This is a genomic window from Brenneria roseae subsp. roseae (assembly GCF_003115845.1).
GTDB lineage: Bacteria > Pseudomonadota > Gammaproteobacteria > Enterobacterales > Enterobacteriaceae > Brenneria > Brenneria roseae.
The window spans coordinates 1-23,580 of the sequence record NZ_KZ819030.1 but is presented as its reverse complement, the minus strand read 5'-3'; the positions used below and the strand labels follow the sequence as shown (position 1 = coordinate 23,580).

The following is a 23,580-nucleotide window of genomic DNA, read 5'->3' as shown; positions in this document are numbered from 1 at the left end:
CTTCATTCCTGAAGCTTATGAGGAGATGGAAACGTTATATGAATCAACAGCTGCAAGTGAAATATCGCCACGATTATCGCGCGCCGGATTATACCATCACGGATATTGCTCTGGATTTTGATCTGCATGCGGAGAAAACGCGTGTAAAAGCAGTAAGTAAGGTGGTACTGCAAGGAGAGGTGGGAGCGCCGCTCAAGCTGGATGGCGAAGGTCTGACGCTGGTGAGCCTGAGCGTTGATGGCGTGGCGTGGCCGCATTATGAACCACAGGATGACGGTCTGGTACTGACGAAGCTGCCTGCCAGATTTACGCTCAGTATCGAAACCGATATTAATCCGGCGGCCAACAGTGCGCTGGAAGGGCTCTATCAGTCCGGCGAGGCGCTGTGTACCCAGTGTGAAGCTGAAGGTTTCCGCCATATAACCTATTATCTCGACCGTCCGGACGTGCTGGCCAAATTTACCACGCGCATTACTGCCGACAAGTCCCGCTATCCCTATTTGTTGTCCAACGGCAACCGTATCGCCCAGGGCGATCTGGAAGGCGGTCGTCACTGGATTGAATGGCAGGATCCGTTCCCTAAACCGTGTTATCTGTTTGCGCTGGTCGCCGGTGATTTTGATGTGCTCCGGGATAGTTTTACCACGCGTTCCGGCCGTGATGTGGCGTTGGAACTCTACGTTGATCGCGGCAATCTCGATCGCGCTGGCTGGGCGATGACTTCATTGCAGAATGCCATGAAGTGGGATGAAACCCGTTTTGGCCTCGAGTATGACCTCGATATCTATATGATTGTGGCCGTGGACTTCTTCAATATGGGAGCCATGGAAAACAAAGGGTTGAACGTTTTCAACTCCAAGTATGTGCTGGCCAAAGCGGAAACGGCCACGGATAAAGATTATCTGAATATTGAAGCGGTCATCGGTCACGAGTATTTCCATAACTGGACGGGCAACCGCGTCACCTGCCGCGATTGGTTCCAGCTCAGTCTGAAAGAAGGGCTGACGGTGTTCCGCGATCAGGAATTCAGTTCGGATCTAGGCTCACGTCCGGTGAACCGTATTGATAATGTGCGTGTTATGCGTGGAGCCCAGTTCGCGGAGGACGCCGGCCCGATGTCGCATCCGATTCGTCCCGATCAGGTAATAGAAATGAACAACTTCTATACCCTGACCGTGTATGAAAAGGGATCGGAAGTGATCCGTATGATGCATACCTTATTAGGTGAAGAGAAATTCCAGGCCGGGATGCGCCTCTATTTCGAACGTCATGATGGCAGCGCCGCCACCTGCGATGATTTTGTCCAGGCGATGGAAGATGCCTCCGGCGTGGATCTCACCCAGTTCCGGCGCTGGTACAGCCAGTCGGGTACGCCAGTGCTGACCATCCGTGATGATTATGATCCGCAAACACAGCAATACCTGTTGAGCGTCAGCCAGATGACGCCGGCGGGCGCAGATAAGCAGCCCAAGCTGCCGTTGCATATTCCATTGGATATTGAACTGTACGATCAGCAAGGACAGGCGATCCCGTTACAGAAAGATGGGCAACTGCTGTCCCCGGTATTAAATGTTACGGAATCTGAGCAAACCTTTATTTTCGATCGGGTTCCCTGCCAGCCAGTTCCTTCTTTATTACGTGAGTTTTCCGCTCCGGTAAAACTGAATTATGCCTGGAGCGATGCGCAACTGACTTTCCTGATGCGCCACGCCAGCAATGCGTTTTCCCGCTGGGATGCGGCACAAAGTCTGTTGGCTAATTATATTCGTCTGAACGTTTCCCGCTATCAGCAGAAGCAGGCGCTTTCCTTACCGATGCACGTGGTTGATGCGTTTCGGGGGGTATTGCTGGATGATAAACTGGATCCGATGCTGGCATCCCAGATCCTGACCTTGCCCAGTGAAAATGAGATCGCCGAACTGTTTGACGTTATCGATCCCGCCGCCATTGCCGCCGTGCGCGATGGTATTGTGCGGGCGATGGCAAAAGAGATGGCTGATGAATGGCTGGCGGTTTATCACGTTAATCATGCCTCTCAGTATCGAATCGAGCATGAGGATATTGGCAAACGTGCTCTGCGCAATGTCTGTCTGCATTATCTGGCATTTGGCGATGAGGCGCAGGCCGACAAGCTGGTAACGACTCAGTTTGCTCAGGCTGACAACATGACCGATTCGCTGGCGGCATTGTCCGCCGCGGTGAATGCTCAGTTGCCGTGCCGTGAGGAATTGTTGTCCCGGTTTGATGAGCGCTGGCATCAGGATGGTCTGGTTATGGACAAGTGGTTTACCTTGCAGGCGACCAGTCCGGCTGCGGACGTGCTTGCCAGGGTACGAGAGCTGCTGCGGCATCGTTCGTTCAGCCTGAATAATCCTAACCGTCTGCGTTCGTTGGTTGGCGCGTTTGCGGCTTCCAATCCTGCGGCTTTCCACGCCGGAGATGGCAGCGGCTACCGTTTCCTGACGGAGGTCCTGATCGACTTGAATACCCGCAATCCACAGGTCGCGGCGCGGTTGATCGAGCCATTGATCCGCTTGAAACGCTACGATGCCGGGCGGCAGGCGTTGATGCGTGAGTCGCTGGAGCAGTTGAAAGCGTTGGAGAATCTGTCAGGCGATCTGTTCGAGAAGATCGGTAAAGCGCTGAGAGATTAACGCTGTTTTATCAGACCGAAAAAGCCACGCGCGCATTACGCCAGGTCGCGCGTGGCTATCGTCATACTGCCTTTTCCCTGCTCCGCAAACGTTTTACTTTCCGCTGCGATAGAATTACCATCACGCCCGTGCGCGAAACCGTATTCCGACTTTGTTTATTTGCGATTGGGATCCCAGGAGACGATATGTTCTATCCCGTTATCAGGAAAGCGTTATTTCAGCTCGATCCAGAACGAGCTCATGAGCTGACCTTTCAACAATTACGCCGTATCACCAACACGCCGTTTGAATTTCTCGTCCGTCAGTCTGTTCCTACCAAACCGGTCACCTGTATGGGGCTGTCATTTAAAAATCCGCTGGGTTTGGCTGCCGGTCTTGATAAAGACGGAGAATGTATTGATGCGTTAGGGGCGATGGGATTCGGATTTATTGAGGTTGGAACCGTTACGCCTCGCCCTCAACCCGGTAATGATAAACCGAGATTATTCAGAATTGTTGAAGCGGAAGGGTTAATTAACCGGATGGGTTTCAATAATAAGGGTGTGGATTATCTGGTTGAGAATGTGAAAAAGACACGTTTTGGCGGCGTATTAGGGATCAATATCGGAAAAAATAAAGATACGCCGGTAGAGCAGGGGAAGGACGATTATTTGATCTGCATGGATAAAATTTATCCTCATGCGGGCTATATCGCGATCAACATCTCTTCACCAAATACACCGGGACTGCGTAGTCTGCAATATGGGGAAGCGCTGGACGATCTTTTGCAATCAATAAAAAATAAGCAATCCGAATTACAGACTAAGTATCAGAAATATGTTCCGGTGGCAGTAAAGATCGCGCCGGATCTTTCTGAAGAAGAATTGATCCAGATTGCAGATAGTCTGGTGCGCCATAACATTGATGGTGTTATTGCTACCAATACCACGCTCGACAGAAAACTGGTTCAGGGATTAAATCATTGCGGGCAGACCGGCGGATTAAGCGGTCGGCCTTTACAATTGCACAGCACGGAAATTATTCGTCGCTTATCGCAGGAATTATCCGGTCGTTTACCTATTATCGGTGTCGGCGGTATTGATTCCCTGATGGCGGCGCGCGAGAAATTGGATGCCGGAGCGACATTGATTCAGATTTATTCCGGCTTTATTTTCCGCGGACCGGGTCTGATAAAAGATATCGTTACACATATTTAATTATTTCTGCCTTTCATTTATCTCCGGGGGTTTATTTATTCCCCCGGCTAGTCTATATTTTATCCGTTTGCGTTAATAAACTATCAGCATCGACCTGGTTTTTTATTGCAGCATGTTGCAATCAGTCATTTCTGATTCTGGTTCTTTTTTAACGAAAGAACGGAAGAACAAAAGGCGAGGGATAAATAAGATGAAGTTAAAACCCGACGATAACTGGCGCTGGTACTTTGATACCGAACACGATCGGCTGATGTTGGATCTGGCAAATGGCATGTTATTCCGTTCGCGCTTTCCATCTAAAATGTTGACGCCGGATGCGTTTATTGAATGCGCGTTCTGTGTTGAAGATGCCGCTTTATTTTTTACCTATAACGAAAAATGTCAGAAAATGGCATTAAATCGCTCGCTGCAAAGCGAGTTAATATTAAATGCGCTGGTGGCCAGCCGTTTTCTCAAGCCGTTAATGCCGAAAAGCTGGCATTTTGTTCAGCAGCATGTCGCAAATGATTATTTGCCGCAGACCGGAGATCTGGTGCAGGTGCAGGTTACCGAGAGTCAGGAAGCGGCGTGTTTTCTGGTGGCGGAGGCCGGTGATAAAGCCAGCCTGTGTCTGCTGGCGCAGGAACAATTAACGTTGAATGCGAAGACGATGATATTGGGTGATGCAATCAAAATCATGCATGACAGATTATTGCCCGCCGCCGCGCAGCATACGGCTGAACAAACGTCCTCCGCGTTCCATTATGCCAAAGTCGTTTAACGCCTCTGGCATAACCGCCATTATTGCAGGCTGATATCGCTCTGAGGAATACAGCTACAGGCGAGAATCGCGCCGTTTTTCCCTATGGCACTTTTCTTGAGTGCTGAAACCTCTCCGCTGACCAGCGTCAGCTTACAGCACCCGCATATTCCGGCACGACACGAGTAAGGCACGCGAATTCCCTGTTGTTCCAGTTGTTCCAGCAGGATTTGCTGGTTATTTCCCCGCAGGTTTTTCCCCTGATATTGGATGGTTATCGCTTGTTCGCTTTGCGGTTTGACCGTCATGCCCTCGGCAATGTCGCCGGCACCGTAAAGACGCGGCAGTTTGGTCGTCAGGACTTCCAACGTATCGCCAACGCGAATAATTCCGCTGTTCCTGGCAATCAGATTCTGACCAAAGTCGACATCGCCGTTTTCGGCGGTGCGGAAGGATTGTAACGTCGCCAGCGGCTCAGAGGACGGATGCTTTCTGCCACGCTCGATGCTGACTGTGGTCAGCACGCAACGGCTACAGGGTTTGGCAACATCAAAAATGACATCGCCAATCCGCACGGTCTGCCAGCTATCTTCGGCAAACGCCGGCGCGCCGGTCACCACCAGATTGGGACGAAACTGCTCGAGCCTGATACCGGCCGGGCAGCGCTGACGCAGTGCCTGAAAAGACGCTTCGTTGATCAGGAGATACGGGTAGCCATCGGCAAAAGAGAGGGGAACTTCAGGGTGTTGCTTAACCCGGCGCGATGGATCGTCGCCGACCCATCTCAGCTGTACCTGGCGTTGAAAATAGCCACTCAGCCAGGTGTTAATCGCATCCGGGGCGATCTGCGACGTGAAGTGATTACCCCATACTTCGGTTGGTTGTGGTGTGGGAATGAAGTCAGTAAAGCGAACGCTGGCGGTTTGCCCATCCGGTGCGGAGATGAACAGCCCGTCCGGTAGCAGTGCGGGAGTGAACAATACCATTTGCGGATATTGGCGGGCAGTAATAAAGGTGCCATCGGTCTCGGTAATCATGAAAGTTCTGTCATGCGCCAACCCGCTGGCGGAGGCCATAGCATGAGACAATTGCAAACCACGCATGGATTTCACCGGATGGATATAAAGCCGCGTTACGCCGATCACTGAACGGTTCCTTGCAGAAGTAAAACGGCAACTTTATGACAAGCGTCCCGGATTAGCTATAATGCGCGTCAATTTTCTTTTTTGGTGCCATTTCCTTTTGGTGATTGTGACGATATGAACGCTTTGTTTGCCAGCACGGCCCGTGGTCTGGAAGAACTATTAAAGAGTGAACTTGAAGCGCTGGGCGCTCAGGCCTGTGCTGTGGTGCAAGGCGGGGTACATTTTCAGGGAGATAATCGCCTGTTGTATCAAAGTCTGCTGTGGAGCCGCCTGGCATCACGCATCTTGCTGCCGCTGAACGAGTTCAAGGTGCATAGCGATTTGGATTTGTACCTCGGCGTGCAGGCTATCGACTGGTCAACGATTTTCACCGTCGATAAAACGTTTGCCGTGCATTTCACCGGCACTAACGACGATATCCGTAATAGCCAGTATGGCGCGTTGAAAGTCAAAGATGCCATAGTGGACAGCTTCAGCCGTAAAACGGGACAGCGTCCGGATGTGGCGAAACAGCAGCCGGATATTCGCATCAATGTCTTTTTACAGCGTGACACCGCCAGTGTCGCGTTGGATCTGAGTGGCGAAGGATTACATCAGCGTGGTTATCGCGATCAGGCCGGCCTGGCCCCGCTGAAAGAAAACCTGGCGGCGGCGATTGTGCTGCGTTCAGGTTGGCAACAAGGCACGCCGATGGTCGATCCGATGTGTGGTTCCGGTACGCTCCTGATTGAGGCGGCGATGATCGCGGCCGATCGAGCGCCCGGCCTGCATCGTACCCATTGGGGCTTTAATGCCTGGTTGCAGCACGATGCCGAACTGTGGCGTGATGTGACGGCGCAAGCGCAGAATCGGGCGCGTTTGGGGCTGCGTGAAACCCCCTCTCGCTTTTTTGGCTCCGATAACGATCGCCGGGTGATTGAGATTGCCAAAGCCAACGCCCGTCGTGCTGGCGTTGCGGAATTAATCACTTTTGCGGTGAAAGATGCCGCTCAGATCCAGAATCCGTTACCAGAAGGGCCGAAAGGAACGGTAGTCAGCAACCCGCCATACGGTGAGCGTCTGGAAAGCGAACCGGCATTGATCGCGCTGCACAACCTGCTGGGACGCAAGATGAAAAGCGATTTTGGCGGCTGGCAACTGTCGTTATTCAGCGCCTCGCCGGAACTGCTTAGCTGTCTGCAATTGCGTGCAGAGCGCCAGTTCAAGGCTAAAAATGGTCCGCTGGACTGTGTGCAGAAAAATTATCAGCTTGCCGAGTGCCAGAGCGAAACCCGCGGTCAAATTGCCGAGGATTTTGCCAACCGCCTGCGTAAAAACCTGCGCAAGCTGGAGAAATGGGCGAAGCAGCAGGGGATTGAGTGTTATCGTCTGTACGATGCTGACCTGCCGGAGTACAACGTGGCGGTCGATCGCTACGGTAGTTGGGTGGTCGTGCAGGAATATGCGCCGCCGAAAACCATTGATGCACAGAAAGCGCGTCAGCGCCTGTTTGATGTGATTAATGCGACGCTGAGCGTGTTGGAACTGCCATCCAATCGACTGATTCTGAAAACCCGGGAACGCCAGAAAGGAAAAAATCAGTATGAGAAACTGGCGCAAAAGGGCGAATTTTTGCTGATAGAAGAGTATAACGCCAAACTGTGGGTTAACCTGACCGATTATCTGGATACCGGGCTGTTCCTCGATCACCGTATTGCCCGCAAAATGCTGGGCGAAATGAGCAATGGGAAAGATTTCCTCAACCTGTTTGCCTATACCGGTACGGCCAGCGTTCATGCCGGCCTGGGCGGGGCTCGAACCACCACCACGGTGGATATGTCGCGCACTTATCTGGAGTGGGCGGAAAAAAATCTGCGGGTCAACGGCCTGACCGGACGCCAGCATCGCTTGATTCATGCTGATTGTCTGTCGTGGCTGCGTGAAGCCAATGAACAGTTTGACGTTATTTTTATCGATCCGCCGACGTTCTCGAATTCGAAACGCATGGAAGATACCTTTGATGTTCAGCGCGATCACCTGGCATTAATGAAAGATCTCAAGCGGCTGTTGCGTCGCGGTGGCACGATCATGTTTTCCAACAATAAACGTGGCTTCCAGATGGATATGCCGGGATTGGCGGCGCTAGGAATGGCGGTGAAAGAGATTACCGCCCTTACGCAATCACAGGATTTCGCCCGAAACCGTCAGATTCATAACTGCTGGCTGTTGACGCATGCCGGCGAGGAAAAGTAACAGATGTCATTAATCAGTGTATCGGGCGCATGGCTGTCCTTCAGCGATGCCCCACTGTTAGATAACACAGAGCTTCATATTGAAGATAACGAACGTGTTTGCCTGGTTGGCCGTAATGGCGCGGGCAAATCGACCTTACTGAAGATACTGGCAAAAGAAATCCCGCTGGATGATGGGCGCATTACCTATGAGCAGGATCTGATTGTGGCGCGCTTACAGCAGGATCCGCCACGTGACGTTGCTGGCAGCGTGTTTGACTTCGTCGCCGAAGGGGTGGCCGCGCAGGCGGACCATCTGAAAAGCTATCACGCGACGCTGCGTCTGGTTGAAACCGATCCCAGCGAAAAACATCTGAATCAATTGGCTAAGTTACAGGAAATTCTTGAGCACCAGGGGCTGTGGCAGTTGGAAAGCCGTATCCACGAAGTGTTGGAGCAACTCGGCTTGAGCGCGGATGCGCCGCTGGCCTCGCTGTCAGGCGGCTGGTTACGTAAAGCTGCGCTGGGGCGGGCTTTAGTCAGCGCGCCAAGAGTATTGCTGTTGGATGAACCGACCAACCACCTGGATATTGAGACCATCGACTGGCTGGAAACGTTTCTTAAAACGTTTCAGGGCAGCATCGTATTTATCTCGCATGACCGTTCGTTTATTCGCAATATGGCAACCCGCATTGTTGATCTTGACCGCGGCAAGCTGGTTTCGTGGCCGGGAAATTACGATAAGTATCTGGAAGGCAAAGAAGAAGCCCTGCGGGTGGAAGAACTGCAAAATGCTGAGTTCGATCGCAAACTGGCGCAGGAAGAAGTCTGGATCCGTCAGGGGATCAAGGCGCGCCGCACCCGTAATGAAGGCCGTGTCCGGGCGCTGAAGGCCATGCGTAATGAGCGTTCACAGCGGCGTGAAGTCATGGGAGCGGCGAAAATGCAGGTGGAAGAAGCCGCCCGCTCCGGCAAGATCGTGTTTGAACTGGAAGAGGTTAACTATCAGATCGGTGATAAAGTTCTGGCCCGCAATTTTTCCGCACAGGTACAGCGCGGCGATAAAATCGCGCTGATCGGGCCGAACGGCTGCGGTAAAACCACGCTGCTGAAACTGATGCTGGGTGAGCTGACGCCCACCAGCGGGCGGGTACATTGCGGCACCAGGCTGGAAGTGGCTTATTTTGATCAGCACCGCGCCGAGTTGGATCCTGAACGTACCGTGATGGATAATCTGGCGGAAGGTAAGCAGGAAGTGATGGTAAATGGTCGCCCGCGCCATGTGCTTGGCTATCTGCAAGACTTTCTGTTCCACCCGAAACGCGCCATGACGCCGGTGAAAGCCTTGTCCGGTGGCGAGCGCAACCGTTTATTACTGGCGCGGCTATTCCTGAAACCCAGCAACCTGTTGATTCTTGATGAACCTACCAACGATCTGGATGTGGAGACGCTGGAACTGTTGGAAGAGTTGATCGATGGCTATCAGGGCACGGTGCTGCTGGTCAGCCACGATCGTCAGTTTGTCGATAACTCGGTAACGGAATGTTGGATCTTTGAAGGCGACGGTGTGATATCCCGCTATGTCGGCGGTTATTACGATGCCCAGCAACAACGTGCCGAGTCGACACCGCTGCGCACCGTATCGGCCCCGGCGGCATCAATACCTGCGGCGTCTGCGGCCAGCACCGCACAGCCCGCTAAACGGAATGCGGGTAAACTAAGTTATAACCAGCAGCGCGAATTGGATCAGTTACCGCTGAAAATCGAACAATTTGAGCAGGAAATCAATAGCTTGCAATCAAAAATGAACGATGCCGAATTTTTTAGCCGCCCGCACGAGGAAACGCAACAGGTACTGAATGCGCTGGCGGAAGCGGAAAAAACGCTGGAAACCTGTTTTGAACGTTGGGAAGCGCTCGAAGCGCAAAGGAATGGCTAATATATATCCGAACTTATTTACGATGCGGGCTGGCGTTAACGCGAATTACGCGCTGAAGGGCTGAGTCATTTCGGGTGACGGCTGCAACTTAAAAGATGACGACGGATATCGTCGCAGATGGCCTGACGTTGTTCTCTCTGCAACGTCAGGCGCGTCTCAGAAGGAGGTTATTCGTGTGTTCTCATAGCGACGCCGATAAGGTTTATGAAGATCATGTTCACGAAGACGGTCTTCATGAGCACCATCATGATGATTACATGTTATGCCCGCAGTGCGATCTGTTGGTTAAACTGCCGACGTTGTCGCACGGACAGAAAGCGGTTTGTCCTCAGTGCAAAACCGGATTAACCAGTTATCAAGTCGAGCCTCGCAAACGTACCGTCGGGTATGCGCTGAGTGCGTTATTCATGCTGGTGTTGTCAAATCTGTTTCCATTTGTGTATATGCGCGTTGCCGGCATTACCAGTGAAATCACCCTGTTTGAAATCCCCAAGGTCATGGTGACGGACAATTACGTCAGCGTTGCCAGCCTGTTTATGCTATTTGTCCAGCTTGTTCCCGCGTTCGGTATGGTGACCGTGATTTTGCTCTGTCTGCATGTCTCGTTGCCGTTAGCGCTGAAGAAAATGATGGGGAAAACGCTATTTCATCTGAAAAGCTGGGGGATGGCGGAAATTTTTCTGGCGGGCGTGCTGGTGAGCTTTGTAAAACTCATGGCTTATGGCGACATTGGTATCGGGACCAGTTTTCTGCCTTTTGTGTTGTTCTGCATATTGCAGTTGCTGACGTTTCAGCGGCTTGACCGCCGTTGGCTGTGGAATGATATCGTGGCGCCCCCCGCGTTAGCGGCGGTGCCGAAACCTGGGATCAGCGGCTTGTCGCAGGGATTTCGTTCGTGCTCATGTTGTACGGCTATTTTGCCTGCGGACCGGCTGGTTTGCCCGCGCTGTCACAGCCATGGACATGCGCGACGGAAAAACAGTTTGCAATGGACAATGGCATTGTTGATTACGTCGATTCTGTTGTATATCCCCTCGAACCTCATGCCGATTATGGTGACTGAAGCATTAGGGGATCGAATGGGATCCACCATCATGTCTGGTGTGGTGCTGCTATGGAGCGCCGGTTCGTATCCGGTGGCGATGGTGATTTTTGTTGCCAGTATTATGGTGCCGTCTTTGAAAATGCTGGCTCTGGGCTGGCTGTGCTGGGTTGCCAATGGCAACGGTAAGCGCGACAGCGAGCGGATGCATGTGGTTTATGAAATAGTCGAATTTGTCGGACGGTGGTCAATGATCGATGTGTTTGTCATCGCCGTACTATCGGCGTTGGTGAGAATCGGCCGGTTAATGAGTATTTATCCTGCGGTGGCGGCAGTGCTGTTTGCCGCAGTGGTGATCTTGACCATGTTTGCGGCGATGACTTTCGATCCCCGTTTATTGTGGGATAGTCGTGATGAGGTTCTTAAAAATAAGGAGTATTCCGTTGACGAAAGATAAACATGCCGTTGCGGATATAGAAACGATCAAACGCTGGTCACCGGTCTGGATTGTACCGATTGTAACGGTACTGATTGGCGCCTGGATATTATTTTATCATTTCAGTCATCAAGGACCGCAAATCACGCTCGTTACCAGCAATGCCGAGGGGATTGAAGCGGGTAAAACCATGATCAAGAGTCGCAGCGTTGATGTCGGCATGGTGGAAAGCGTCGTGTTGAGCGATGATCTGCATCAGGTTGAAATCAAAGCTCGTCTGCATGACGGCATGGATAAACTGCTAAAACAGGATTCGGCTTTCTGGGTGGTGAAACCGCAGATTGGTCGTGAAGGCGTTTCCGGTCTTGGGACACTATTATCCGGCGCGTATATTGAGCTTCAGCCCGGTTCTCACAAGGATGAAAAGAGAGAATTTTCGCTGCTGGATACACCGCCTTTGGCGTCACCGGATGCCAAAGGGATGCGCGTCATTCTGGATAGTGAACAATCCGGCCAGTTGAACGTTGGCGATCCGGTGCTGTTTCGGGGATATCGTGTGGGTTCGGTTGAAACCAGTGAGTTTGATCCGAAAGCGCGTAAAATGCGTTATCAACTGTTCATTTCAGCGCCTTATGACGGCCTTGTCACCACTAATGTTCGTTTCTGGAAAGACAGCGGCGTTGCGTTTGATATGTCTGCGCAAGGGATGCGGGTGGAAATGGGATCGCTGGCGACGCTGTTCAGCGGCGGGGTGAGTTTTGATGTTCCTTCCGGTTGGGAGTTGGGTAACCCGGCGGAGCAACAGGCAGAGTATCGGCTGTTTGATAGCCAGCGCAGCATCCAGGATTCGCTGTATACCGAATATAAAGAATATCTCATGTTCTTTAAGGAATCGATCCGTGGGTTGCAGGCGGGGGCGCCGGTGGAATTCCGGGGCATTCGCTTGGGGACGGTGGCGGAAGCTCCATTCTTCCCACGCAACATGAAGCAGGATCTCGATGATGATTACCGTATTCCAGTATTGATTCGTATTGAGCCAGATCGGTTTGAGAAGCGAATTGGCAATAATTTCGATTTTGAGCAGCATTTGAGAATGGCGCAGCCTATGGGGTTGCGAGCGGCGCTCAAATCCGCCAACTTGCTGACCGGGGCGCTGTATATCGATCTTGATTTTTATCCCGCGGAAAAAGTGAATAAAAAGCTGGTAAACGTGGATGGTTATCCCGTATTGCCGACGATTGATGGCGGACTGTCGCAAATTCAGCATAAGCTGATGTCGGTACTCGACAAGATTAATGCCCTGCCGCTTGATCCGATGGTGACCGAAGCGACGCAGACGCTGGCGGAAAGTCAGGCCACCCTGCGTGAAATGCAGAAAACGCTGGCGGCGCTTAATCAGATTACGTCCAGCAAAGCGATGCAGGATCTGCCGCAGGATATGCAGCAAACCTTACGTGAGCTGAATCGCAGCATGAAAGGCTTCCAGCCTGGATCTCCGGCTTACAGTAAAATGGTGGCGGATATGCAGCGTCTGGATCAGGTCTTGCGTGAATTGCAGCCAGTGCTGAGAACCTTGAATGAAAAAAGCAATGCATTGATCTTTGAAGCGCCGGCTGGCAAAGATCCTCAGCCGAAGAGGGCAAAATGATGACGAAAATATGGACTCTGGCCGTGGTGCTGTTACTGAGCGCTTGCAGTAGCAGTACGCAAAAATCTTACTATCAGTTACCGGCGGTGTCAGATGCGGGGACATCGAGCGTGACAACAACCCATGTCCGGCAACTATGGCTTGAACATATCAGCGTCGCCGATTATCTGGGCAATTCAGGGCTGGTTTATCAGACCAGCGATGTGCAGTACGTTATCGCCAGCGATAACTTGTGGGCGAGTCCGCTGGATCAGCAACTTCAGCAATCGTTAGTCACTGAACTGGAAAGCAGGATGCCAGGCTGGATTGTGACGACTCAGTCACAGGGTAGCGATCAGTCAGTATTAAACGTTACCGTTACGGCGTTCCATGGCCGCTACGATGGTAAAGTGGTGATACGCGGCGAATGGATCTTGAATCAGTCAGGTAAGGTGATGAAGCGTCCATTCAATGTCACTTTACCGCAGACGGAGGATGGCTATGACGCTTTGGTCAAAACCCTCGCTCAGGGCTGGCAGCAGGTTGCGCAATCCATCGCCCAATCCGCGACGCAGTCCATGACACAATAGGCTGCTCAATCGCCTGACCGGATTATTGCATCGTTAATCCGGTCGCATCAAACCTCAACCTCTGAAAGGGTATTCTACCGCAGATACCCCTTTCAGAGGTTTTTTTATTTTTCAATGCGTTAATTTTCGCTTTTCTTTTTCTGAGGAAAACTCTCATTTGTAGATCACAAATATGACATTGGCGTGAATTTTGCGGCTTGATCTTTGGCTACAGAATGGTTATTGATAGTCTGTGGTTGCTTATAAAGTAATCATTGTTTTCTTTCCACCAGATAAATAATGAGGGAAATAAGGCATGAAGAGACAGAAACGCGATCGCCTGGAACGGGCTCATTCACGGGGTTATCAAGCAGGTATTTCCGGCAGACCGAGGGAACTTTGTCCCTATCAATCAATAAATGCCCGGTCCTACTGGTTGGGAGGTTGGCGACAGGCCATGGAGGACAAGGCGGTTACCGCGTAGCCCGTCTTGTCATGATAAGGGAACGCCTCCGCTTATGCGGAGGCTTTTGTTTTTGACAAACCTCTGCCAACCAGCATATTTCACGGTTTTTCTCCTTGCAGGCGTAATTCTCGCCAAAAACCCGGGTTTTGGACGCGGTGGAGGCTTCTCATTCTTTTTATTTTTACTGCCAAAAATTGAAAATTACCTAATCAAGTTAAGAGAATAGTTGGGTGTCAGCGTTAGGGCGTAGCCGTGCGTCAGCAGATGAGCGCTAGCTCATAGATGGTGGTGATTTTCAAAAAAAGGGTTTAATTTAAATTGAAAGGAAAACTGTGCAATAAATAGTAAAAATCGTATTCTGTAATTACTAATATTGAAACCCCATATGGCGATCATAAGAATTGCTCGATTTCTTTTAATCCTCTTAAATATTGACGCTTACTTCTTTTATAATTAAATTAAGAAAAAAAGGAATATCACATAATGAAAGATATTAAAATCGTCGCGCTATTTCATGCCAATGAAAATATACCATTTATGACCTATATGGTGAAGAAAAAAAACACGGGATAAATCTTACTCACGAAAATGGTAATAACATTTATGTTAAAGATTACGATTTTTTCTTCTTGTCAGAATCAGCAAATGATTGTGATAAGGAACGGATGGTAAATGTTTATGAAGATTAATTTCTGAACTCAGTCAAGTAAGCAAAGGGCGGATTCAACTCCGAAGTGCAACGCTAAAGCACCTTTCTTAGCTCTGTAAAAACTACCAGGGTTGCCGAACCCCAGACACTTGCGTGGTCTGCTGTTCAGTGCTCCCTGATAGCGCTGTAAGAGTCGGTCCCTTTCGGGATAAACTGCCGGAACAGGCCATTTGTGTTCTCATTCAGCCCACGCTCATGTGACGAGTAAGGATGCGAAAAGTACGTTTCTGACTCTAGTGCCTCCGCTATCTTCCTGTGCTCGCTGAACTCTCCGCCATTGTTGAAGGTTATCGTGTGGCAGACGTCTTTATACTCACTCAACAGCCGCTACCCCACCTCACAATCCTGACCGAGCGTTATACTTATTATCTGAATTCGCGACTAACATATCTTTTTATCGCAACCTCTAGCGGTAGAAAAAACCACTAAAACTAAAAAAACAGCATATTAAAGAATAATTAGGTCATAGGATGATACAAGTCATTATTATCAAGTCATTCCACCTCTGCATGACTTATATACTTTTAAAAGCATAGTAAATATATTATGATCGGTATTGTGGTTTTATCTAATAATAGAGTAACCAACAAACAGGGAAAAAATTTTCACATGGAGAATAATAAAAATGGAATATATCGAATCATCTAACAGAGTGCTCGCCAGATATTATGATGCCTTTATAAAAAGAACGAACGGCATCATTCAGGAAACGGCAGAAGACATTGGTATAGGCGCAGCGAGAATGTCAGTGTGGATATCACCATATTCAATCACACATTTTAATCCCAAGTACGCAAGAATAATGACTGAATTTAGATCCATGATTTTTGCAGAGGACAGAAGAATGATAGTCTGCCTTTCTTCTTTATTTATGAATCCAAATCTTATTTATGACATGGTAAAAACCATAATAGATTATTTATTTTCCAAGACACCAACTAAAACGCAACAAAATCTATCAGAAAGATACCGAGAGCTTGGATATAAAGTTTCCAATACCATAGCTGAACAGGCGGTAAAACAGGGAACAAAGATAGCTTTAATTGAGGGAATTTCAAGATTAATTGCATTAAGAATATCAAACGATCCAGAAGTAAAACTAGCCATTAATAAATTATCAAAAAACGTGATAACAATATTTCAAATATACGGCAATGTAGAGAAAGCCTCTCAAGCTGCACGGAAATTAAAACGTGATGATAGAATTATATATAATATGCTTTATTCGCAAGATGCCGAAATGTTCTATTTCATCATAGCAAAAAAAATTGACCCTCTAATTGTTGTAACAAAAATGAACGATCATTCCAATGCGGATGAATTAATCAATGCTCTTGCTAATATTTTCTACGACTGGTGACGTCATGCTAAAATCGATCAGAACTGTTTTATTTGATATCTTGGCTATTTTTTTTAAATTAATTTTCTCAATTATCTTTATTTTTATAGGAGCTCATTTACCCGATGTTCTTATGCTACCTTTCGTTGGTATTGGCATACTTTTCTCATTTTGGTTTGGTGATTATTTAACGGATAAATTAAGGTAAAATATAGCCACCAATAGAATAATTATCGGTGGCTATATTTTAATATATGAATAAAATCATAAAACACTGTCATTCCAAATACTATAGCCTGATGTTCCTGCTACTTTGTGCTCCCATGATATAGAGTTATATTTTAACAAAACCTTTTCATATGGCATCATTTCATTGTTATTAATTGAATGTGGGTAGTTACAGGAGATGACCTCCTCCCATATCCTGACCCAGTTTGTTACCAGAAAATCAAGGGAGTAAATAGCATGAGCAGATACGAATCCGCTTCACACGTATTCTATCGCTGTCAGTATCATCTCGTCTGGACGCCGAAGTACAGATACAAAACCCTTAAAGGCAATCTCGGAAAAGAGCTATACCGGAGCATCTATGTTTATTGCAGTATGAAGTGGCGTGACAGAAAATAAAGAACAAGGAATTGAGCAAGAGCGTAATGGCAGAGAAATGATAATATATGAGTATAGGTAAAAATTTCAGGAAGAAGCTTTGTATATAACTGTTATGGAACTTTTGCATTGCGGCAGACGTAAAGACTGCACAAAATAAGTTCAGCCGAAACGGATATATCCATAGTCAAAGGAGAATGACGATGCCGGGTGCCGCCCGTCTGAATGATATCGCAAGTGGTCATGACTGCTTCCCTGAAACCCCGATCGTGGAAGGCAGCCCTGATGTTAGCATCAACGGTCAGCCCGCCGCGCGTCAGGGTGATACGGTTCTGCTTCATGGTTGTCCCTGTCCTAATGCCCCGCACGGTGTGCATTCTCGAAAAATAGCCGAAGGTTCATCGACGGTTTCCATTAATGGTAAACCCGCTGCCCGTATTGGTGATGGCATCAATTGCGGTGGTGTTATTATCTCCGGCAGCGGCAACGTCATTATTGGTGACACGCCTTATAAATCTCCGGTTCAGGAATGTGCTAAACAGGCGGCGTCGAACCGTTCCCCTTTGCTGGCGTTAACGCCGATGCTGGCGGTACCCCCTGTTTATGCTAAGTCATGTTTACGGGAAGATGGCTGTACGGACGCGGGGACAGAAGAAGAGCCTGTTGAGAACTTCGGGGAAATGGTGCTGTTTGCCCAGCCGGTAGATGATGACTGCTGTGGTTATGGTCATCATGATGAGGTTCATGAGGTTGTTCAACATGCGCAGACAGCGAAGAAAACGGAAACTGTCGCCGCTGGCTCACCCTCTCCCAAGGTTCCACAACAGGAACCTTGGTATAAAACGGTGTTCGATTTGTGGAGTGGGGCGGATGAAAAAGAGACTGCCCCAATACCCGCGTCTAAAAAAATTACTGAATCGTCTGTTGAAAATTCAGCACCAGAGGTTGCCAGTGCTAGTACAGCGGTTCTGTCTGCAGGTGCGGTAGCCGGGAACATGACCCAAGTCTGGGGTAGCTGGTCGCTAAATGGCGTGTTGAGCGCTTCACGCGCGGTTCCCTATATCGGCGCTTTGGCGTCTGCACTTTACATCCCTTCCGCCGGGGAAGGAAGTGATAAGGTGCCGGGGCGTGATGAACATTGGCTGGAAGATGAGTTGCGGCGTAAAGGCTGGGTAGGTGAAACAGCAACGACGCGCGTCCGCTTTTTCTGGCGTCCTGATATACATGGCAAGATGCAGGTCTATGGTGTTCATACGGGTGAGGGAACACCCTATGAAGGTGTACGCGTTGCCAATATGGTGTGGGACCCCAATATTCAGGGTTATAGTTTCACGCCATCACCCGGAGTGGATGGTCCAACAATCACATGGACACCGGAAAAACCGGAAGGGGTGGAACCCCTATCCCATACCGGAAGTCCGGTAAAACCCATCGATCAGCCAACAATCCTGATCTATCCTATCCCTGAAGATAATGCGGAAACCACCACACCACCGTTTCCGGTGCCGGATGAGCATGATTTTAATGACTGGATCTTGGTGTTCCCTGATGGTTCAGAGATAAAACCCATTTATGTTTATCTGCAATCGGCGCGTGATAAACCCGGTGTCGTTACAGGGAAAGGTGAGGTATTGAGTGGTGGAGGTAAATGGCTGGAGGCCGCCAGTGCTGGATTAGGTGCGCCAGTGCCTGCACAGGTAGCGGATAAACTGAGAGGACAGAAATTTGAACGTTTTGATGATTTCAGGGAAGCGTTTTGGCTGGCTGTTGCAGAATGTCCAGAGTTAATGGAGCAGTTTTCGCCTGCTAATAAGGCACTAATTAAAAAAGGTCGTTCACCTTACGCAGTGCCTAAAGAGCAATCCGGAGGAAGGACGGTGTTTGAAATTCATCATAAAATACGCATAGTTGATGGTGGTAGTGTCTACGATATTGAAAATATGTCAATTGCCACACCTAAAAGGCATATTATGCTCCATTCCAAGGAGGTTTCATGACAATAATTAACCCCAAATTAAATGATTACACTGAAGAGGATTTTCTTCAATTTGTTAGAGATATCGTTGAAGTGAACTCTTCTTCCGAAGAAGAACATCATAAATGGGTTAGTCATTTTGAAAAATTAGTGGGGCATCCAGATGGTAATGGTGTTATTTATTATCCTGATGATGACAATGATGGGACACCGGAAGGGATTGTTAAATTTGTAAAACATTGGCGAAAATCTCAAGGGCTTTCATTATTTAAAGACTCTGAGTAATGAGTGTTTATTTAGTTTGCAACCCTGTGATACACAGGGTTGCAGGCTGATATGTTTATCAGACCTCAAAATCTTCCAGCAATTTACCGTTCTCAATAGCCACAGCAATCGCTTTAGGTATACATCCCTGACCTGTCCATAATTTTTTATTGCCATTTTCATCGACATATTTATATTTTGCAGGGTAATCCTCCCATTTTTAACGGAGGTGATAAGTAGAATCAGGTCATGCGTTGAATATGCTGCATCGGCGTGTAGCCATTCAATGCCATATTCGGACGCTCGTGATTATAAAACCATTGCCAGCGTGTGGCATAGTCCTGCAATTCATCCAGCGAGGAAAACAGGTACTGCCCCAGCCAGTCATAGCGTACTGTACGATTATATCGCTCAATATAAGCGTTCTGCTGAGGTTTACCGGGCTGAATAAAACGCAGGGTTATATTCTGTCGGGCCGCCCATGACATCAGTACCCTGCCTGTATATTCTGGCCCGTGATACCTATTGAATGCATCTGGTTAGCGTTTAAGTCAGCCATTTTCTACAACTTGTAGTGTCTGTCACAAGTGGAGAAAATCAATGAACACTCCTGTTAGCAATGTCAGCATGTCGGGGACACTGATTGCCCTGGATATCTCTAAAAAACATCATGATGCAAAAATTCGGTACCCGGATGGACGAACGTCTTATCTGCGTATTGAAAACACACTGGAAGGGTTCAACCGACTGCTTGCTCTCACCGCTTCACCCCATGACAGTATTATCGCTGCCTTTGAACCTACCTCTGATTATCATCGCAACATCGCATGGTGGTTACATCAGCAGGGAGTAAAGTGCCATCTTGTTTCATCTGTGAGATGTGCGCGGGCCCGCGAGATGCTGTTTAAGACCTGGGATAAAAATGATCGTAAAGATGCCAGTGTCATCATGTATTTGCTGGAACAGGGTTTATCTTCGCCATTTTATGATCCTCTGGCGAATGGCGTTATCGATATACAGGAAATATCAAACACCTACCATCAGGTTACGCTGGCACGAACCCGCTGTCTGAACAGTCTGGTGAATCACTATCTGACTCTTTATTTTCCCGAAGCTGAACAATTTCTGCATATGTCACGGGCAGAGTGGTTCTGCCAGTTCTTACTTCAGTTTCCCACACCGTCCTGTATCACGTTAATGGACCGGCATTTGTTTGTAAAACAGTCATGGGATGTTGTTGGCCGGAAGCAGTATAAACAGCAGTTTCTTGAACATCTCTATGACGTTGCTGCAAATTCCATTGCATTACCGTTGCCAGATGATTCTCTGGCAGTGACCACGTTCAGATTACAACTTCACCGGTATGTGGAACTTTCGGCTCAACGATTAAAACTTGAGAAACAGGCAGAAAACTATTTACAGGAACGAAGTGACTACCGGCATTTACGTACGATCCCGGGCATTGGCGCTGTCATTGCCCTGATGATAATTGCTGAAAGTGGTGATTTAACACGTTTTGCGCATTACCGACAGTACCTCAACTTCTGCGGTTTTAACCTTTCCGCCAGCCAGAGCGGGCAAAAACACAGTGGTTACCGATTGTCAAAACGTGGAAACGCACGGTTAAGATATGCCTTCTGGCTTGCCGCCACCGTAGCCGTAAGAACGAGAGAAAACAGCTTCCGGTACAAATATGAACGCTATATCCGGGAAAATGGAGATAAACCCGATCAGAAAAGAAAAGCCATGACGGTTGTGGCAACAAAAGTCGCCAGAGTGGCACATGCAATTGTAAAACAGGATATTGATTATAAAGGGTATTACGAAATAAGCCATGGGACGTGATTCAACGGGCCATTAGATAATGCTCACGTCCATGGCTTCCCAAAATGCTGTGTTAAGTCCTGTCGGGCCATCCGGACCCTTGTATATCATGGTAAGCATGTTTATAAGCCAAAAGGAAATGAGCAATATCGGATATAAAATAAACCATCACCTTCTTATCAGATGGCAGGAGCCCTTTGCGTAAAAACAGTTGACTCAGACGGTAGTCCGTTATCGCACCGGATAGCTGCTGGTTTTCCCTTCCATTCAATGAGTTGCTCCAGTGTTCTGACCACCCGACTCGCTGGCAGGGAAAAATCCACCTCAATCGCCAGCGCTTCCCGATTAAAGTCATCGATAACATTCAGTAAACGAACAGAACGTCCATCCGATAGCTGATCATGCATGAAATCCATCGACCAGCATTCGTTGCCACTTTCAGGCACCGCCAGTGGCTCAGGTTTATCCCGTTTCAGTCGTTTTTTCGGCTTGATCCGCATGTTAAGCGACAACCCGCAATAAATCCGGTACACCCTTTTATGGTTAAACCGGAAACCTTTTACGTTACGCAGATACAGAAAACACAGGCCAAATCCCCAGTTACGCTGACTGTCAGTGATACGGAGCAGCCAGTCGGCGATGACGTCATTTCCTTCATTTCGTTGCGGCTGGTAGCGATAGCAACTTTCGCTGACAACAAACAGCCGGCAGGCAAAGCGCACGCTGACGTTTCGGCTCCTGACGGCTTCTTGCGCCATCTGCTTTCGACGCGATGGCTTCACCACTTTTTTGCCATGGCTTCCTGAATAATTTCGGCCTTGAGACGCTCTTCAGCATACATTTTTTTGAGGCGACGGTTTTCCTCTTCCAGTTCTTTGAGGCGGGTCATCATGGAAGCATCCATCCCGCCAAAGCGTGAACGCCACTTATAGAAACTGGCGTTGCTCATGCCATGCTCGCGGCACAATTCGGCCACCGGCGTTCCTGCCTCGGCTTGCTTCAGGATGGACATGATCTGGCTGTCAGTGAAACGTGATTTTTTCATAGAGATCTCCCCGGTTCAGGTTACGAGAAAATTCTACTTATGAACACACCGGTTTTTCGGGGGGATTACCCTTTAACGCCGGGCTTGCGGGCTTCGTAGGTATAAGTGAGTAGAAACACGCGGTGGCAGTCACGGCAGCGGAATCTGTCACGACCTTTAGGGTTCTGACCATGGCGATAAACCTGAGCAGACTGACAACGGGGACAATGAACAGTAACGCTGGCCATGAGAAAACCTTAAAAACGAGCATTATATATCACAATCAACTAATTGGATGCATTACCAAAAAAAGTTCATGAATGACAAACTTAAAATTATCAAAATCCCACTCACTCCAACTGTTTGTATTTTCTGGCCTGCTCATGTATGGGATCAGAGCTTCAAAGAATCGATGCAATTTGAGAATATTTTCTTCTGTTGGTGCATATTGAGCAAGAGCAATAAATAATGTAATTGCTTCGTTTCTGTATGGCGTAAATTTATCTATATTATCGACAATTTGATCATCAAACTCACCTTCTTTTTCCGTAATTCTAAATTTCTCAAAGTTACTAACAAATGTAGATAAATACTCGTCTAAAGCACCCGAAGCAAAAGGTTTGTTTTCTTTGATGGCTGATATGGCTCTTTTGTATATAGCTGTTGTTCCCAGAGATATACTATCTGATTCATCTAAAAATGAAGGTCGATTTCCTATCGATGGCCGCGTATATAAGGGTTTGTCATATATCCAGCGCAATAACTTATCAAAATTATCGGTATAGTTATCTGGTTCACTTAAATCAATATATATGTGATTTGTAATAAGTGGATAGAAATGCTTTTCCTTGTAGGTCTTTTTCTGAAATGACCGCTACAAATTTTCCTTGCTCCTGATTTTCATAAACTTCACGTGAGATGATTTGAGTTTCTGTGCCGACACCACCAGCTCGTCCATCTGCTTTTGATGCGTAAATCTCGTCGCATATGATAGCAACTTTTGTTATCTGGGGATCTGTAACCATCTTTTCCATGAAGGCGACTGAGTCATAGCCTTCTTTTAGATCCCATTTGTCAAGAATTACATGGACACCAGATTCTGTTAACTCGTTAGCTAAATCAATAACCCATTGTTCATGGGTTGGGTTGGACCAACTATAAGAAATGAATAATTTTGGATTTTCCATTTATGTGTAAAACCTTAATGAGTGGATAACTCCGCAGCAAGTGTGTTGTGAGTTGTAAAGAGTTATATCGTGAGCAATACATGGTAATAACATTAACAGATTTTTATAGGCCATCCGTGACCGTTGTTCAAGTTATCCCTTCTGCCCAAACTCAAACGGCCTGACCACTCCATCCCGGTTAGCATCAAGAAAATCAGCCCACCATTGCAGCATCAGGCGGCGCTGTTCAAGGTGTTTGGCTTTATGGGTATAGGCAGCGCGAACGTTGTTTTTTTCTATGTGGCTCATTTGGAGTTCAACCACGTCTTCTGGCCAGATACCCGATTCAATCAACGCGCTGCATGCCAGCGTTCGGAAGCCATGACCACACAAATCGGTTTTTGTATCGTAGCCCATTTTGCGTAGCGCTTTGTTGATGGTGTTTTCACTCATAGGTTTCATCGCATCATAACAGCCAGTCAGGATAAAGCCGTCATCACCGTTAACATCATAGGTGAGGTCTTTTAGTTCTGCCAAAATTGCCAGTGCCTGATTACACAGAGGAACATAATGCTTCCTGCGCATTTTGGCACCACGGCCTGAATGTTTGATCCCTTCAATGGCTTCACGCTGTTCAGGGATAACCCATA

The 23,580-nt window shown here is 48.2% G+C and carries 17 protein-coding genes and 7 pseudogenes; 14 read left to right on the top strand and 10 right to left on the bottom strand.

Going from position 1 to position 23,580, the window contains the following annotated elements; translation table 11 throughout:
- Positions 1-38: 38 nt before the first annotated feature.
- From pepN to DDT52_RS13135, 3 genes are all read left to right on the top strand, one after another.
- Complete coding sequence (gene pepN, locus DDT52_RS13145; protein WP_136156752.1) at positions 39-2,654, top strand: aminopeptidase N; 2,616 nt, start codon at positions 39-41, stop codon at positions 2,652-2,654.
- Between the two features lie 185 nt (positions 2,655-2,839).
- Positions 2,840-3,850 (top strand): quinone-dependent dihydroorotate dehydrogenase, encoded by a 1,011-nt coding sequence (gene pyrD / locus DDT52_RS13140; protein ID WP_109054887.1) that lies wholly within the window; start codon positions 2,840-2,842, stop codon positions 3,848-3,850.
- Between the two features lie 190 nt (positions 3,851-4,040).
- Positions 4,041-4,610 (top strand): cell division protein ZapC, encoded by a 570-nt coding sequence (locus DDT52_RS13135; RefSeq protein WP_136156751.1) that lies wholly within the window; start codon positions 4,041-4,043, stop codon positions 4,608-4,610.
- 20 nt (positions 4,611-4,630) lie between these two features.
- Here the strand turns inward: DDT52_RS13135 and DDT52_RS13130 are convergent, their stop codons facing one another.
- On the bottom strand, positions 4,631-5,734 hold the full coding sequence (locus tag DDT52_RS13130) for a YcbX family protein (protein ID WP_136156750.1): 1,104 nt from the start codon (positions 5,732-5,734) through the stop codon (positions 4,631-4,633).
- Positions 5,735-5,848: 114 nt separating this feature from the next.
- On the opposite strand from DDT52_RS13130, the gene rlmKL reads away from it, so the two are divergent.
- The 6 genes from rlmKL (at position 5,849) to rmf (ending at position 14,041) form a co-directional block, all read left to right on the top strand.
- The gene (rlmKL, locus tag DDT52_RS13125; RefSeq protein WP_136156749.1) at positions 5,849-7,966 is read left to right on the top strand and encodes a bifunctional 23S rRNA (guanine(2069)-N(7))-methyltransferase RlmK/23S rRNA (guanine(2445)-N(2))-methyltransferase RlmL; all 2,118 of its coding nucleotides are present in this window, start codon (positions 5,849-5,851) and stop codon (positions 7,964-7,966) included.
- Positions 7,967-7,969: 3 nt separating this feature from the next.
- Positions 7,970-9,883 (top strand): ABC transporter ATP-binding protein, encoded by a 1,914-nt coding sequence (locus tag DDT52_RS13120; protein ID WP_136156748.1) that lies wholly within the window; start codon positions 7,970-7,972, stop codon positions 9,881-9,883.
- A gap of 173 nt (positions 9,884-10,056) precedes the next feature.
- Positions 10,057-11,382: a membrane integrity-associated transporter subunit PqiA gene (gene pqiA / locus DDT52_RS13115; RefSeq protein WP_425591554.1), complete on the top strand. Its 1,326-nt coding sequence runs from the start codon at positions 10,057-10,059 to the stop codon at positions 11,380-11,382.
- A complete protein-coding gene (gene pqiB / locus DDT52_RS13110) occupies positions 11,339-13,009 on the top strand; it encodes an intermembrane transport protein PqiB (RefSeq protein WP_425591552.1) in 1,671 nt (556 codons plus the stop codon). The genes pqiA and pqiB overlap by 44 nt, the downstream gene beginning before the upstream one ends.
- Positions 13,009-13,578, top strand: a complete 570-nt coding sequence (pqiC, locus tag DDT52_RS13105; protein WP_136156866.1) for a membrane integrity-associated transporter subunit PqiC — start codon at positions 13,009-13,011, stop codon at positions 13,576-13,578. Before pqiB ends, pqiC begins: the two co-directional genes overlap by 1 nt.
- 295 nt (positions 13,579-13,873) lie before the next feature.
- Positions 13,874-14,041 (top strand): ribosome modulation factor, encoded by a 168-nt coding sequence (gene rmf, locus DDT52_RS13100; RefSeq protein ID WP_009113168.1) that lies wholly within the window; start codon positions 13,874-13,876, stop codon positions 14,039-14,041.
- Positions 14,042-14,765: 724 nt separating this feature from the next.
- On the opposite strand, the pseudogene DDT52_RS13090 reads toward rmf, so the two are convergent.
- Positions 14,766-15,056 (bottom strand): annotated as a pseudogene (locus tag DDT52_RS13090) (IS30 family transposase); the annotation flags it as partial.
- A 301-nt stretch (positions 15,057-15,357) separates the two neighbouring features.
- On the opposite strand from DDT52_RS13090, the gene DDT52_RS13085 reads away from it, so the two are divergent.
- A complete protein-coding gene (locus DDT52_RS13085; protein WP_136156745.1) occupies positions 15,358-16,092 on the top strand; it encodes a hypothetical protein in 735 nt (244 codons plus the stop codon).
- A gap of 243 nt (positions 16,093-16,335) precedes the next feature.
- Here DDT52_RS13085 and DDT52_RS21200 read toward each other — a convergent pair.
- Positions 16,336-16,479, bottom strand: a pseudogene (locus tag DDT52_RS21200) (type VI secretion system tube protein Hcp); the annotation flags it as partial.
- 57 nt (positions 16,480-16,536) lie between these two features.
- Between DDT52_RS21200 and DDT52_RS13075 the strand changes: the two are divergent.
- From DDT52_RS13075 to DDT52_RS13065, 3 genes and pseudogenes are all read left to right on the top strand, one after another.
- A pseudogene (locus DDT52_RS13075) lies at positions 16,537-16,680 on the top strand (transposase); the annotation flags it as partial.
- Between the two features lie 200 nt (positions 16,681-16,880).
- Positions 16,881-18,674, top strand: a complete 1,794-nt coding sequence (locus DDT52_RS13070) for an S-type pyocin domain-containing protein (RefSeq protein ID WP_136156744.1) — start codon at positions 16,881-16,883, stop codon at positions 18,672-18,674.
- Positions 18,671-18,937 (top strand): bacteriocin immunity protein, encoded by a 267-nt coding sequence (locus DDT52_RS13065; RefSeq protein ID WP_136156743.1) that lies wholly within the window; start codon positions 18,671-18,673, stop codon positions 18,935-18,937. Before DDT52_RS13070 ends, DDT52_RS13065 begins: the two co-directional genes overlap by 4 nt.
- 58 nt (positions 18,938-18,995) lie before the next feature.
- Here DDT52_RS13065 and DDT52_RS13060 read toward each other — a convergent pair.
- Positions 18,996-19,121, bottom strand: a pseudogene (locus tag DDT52_RS13060) (H-NS family nucleoid-associated regulatory protein); the annotation flags it as partial.
- 37 nt (positions 19,122-19,158) lie between these two features.
- A pseudogene (locus DDT52_RS13055) lies at positions 19,159-19,434 on the bottom strand (integrase core domain-containing protein); the annotation flags it as partial.
- 82 nt (positions 19,435-19,516) lie between these two features.
- On the opposite strand from DDT52_RS13055, the gene DDT52_RS13050 reads away from it, so the two are divergent.
- The gene (locus tag DDT52_RS13050) at positions 19,517-20,761 is read left to right on the top strand and encodes an IS110 family RNA-guided transposase (RefSeq protein ID WP_136156742.1); all 1,245 of its coding nucleotides are present in this window, start codon (positions 19,517-19,519) and stop codon (positions 20,759-20,761) included.
- A 206-nt stretch (positions 20,762-20,967) separates the two neighbouring features.
- Here DDT52_RS13050 and DDT52_RS13045 read toward each other — a convergent pair.
- From DDT52_RS13045 to DDT52_RS13030, 5 genes and pseudogenes are all read right to left on the bottom strand, one after another.
- Positions 20,968-21,785: pseudogene (locus DDT52_RS13045) on the bottom strand (IS3 family transposase); the annotation flags it as partial.
- Between the two features lie 71 nt (positions 21,786-21,856).
- Positions 21,857-22,012 (bottom strand): annotated as a pseudogene (locus DDT52_RS13040) (IS1 family transposase); the annotation flags it as partial.
- A 35-nt stretch (positions 22,013-22,047) separates the two neighbouring features.
- On the bottom strand, positions 22,048-22,524 hold the full coding sequence (locus tag DDT52_RS21195; RefSeq protein WP_247595526.1) for a hypothetical protein: 477 nt from the start codon (positions 22,522-22,524) through the stop codon (positions 22,048-22,050).
- A 43-nt stretch (positions 22,525-22,567) separates the two neighbouring features.
- Positions 22,568-22,951 carry an SEFIR domain-containing protein gene (locus tag DDT52_RS21190; protein ID WP_247595525.1) on the bottom strand — a complete coding sequence of 128 codons (384 nt, stop codon included), beginning with the start codon at positions 22,949-22,951 and terminating at the stop codon, positions 22,568-22,570.
- 132 nt (positions 22,952-23,083) lie between these two features.
- Positions 23,084-23,580, bottom strand: a 497-nt coding sequence (locus tag DDT52_RS13030; protein WP_168709778.1) for a tyrosine-type recombinase/integrase, incomplete at its 5' end; no start/stop codon positions are given.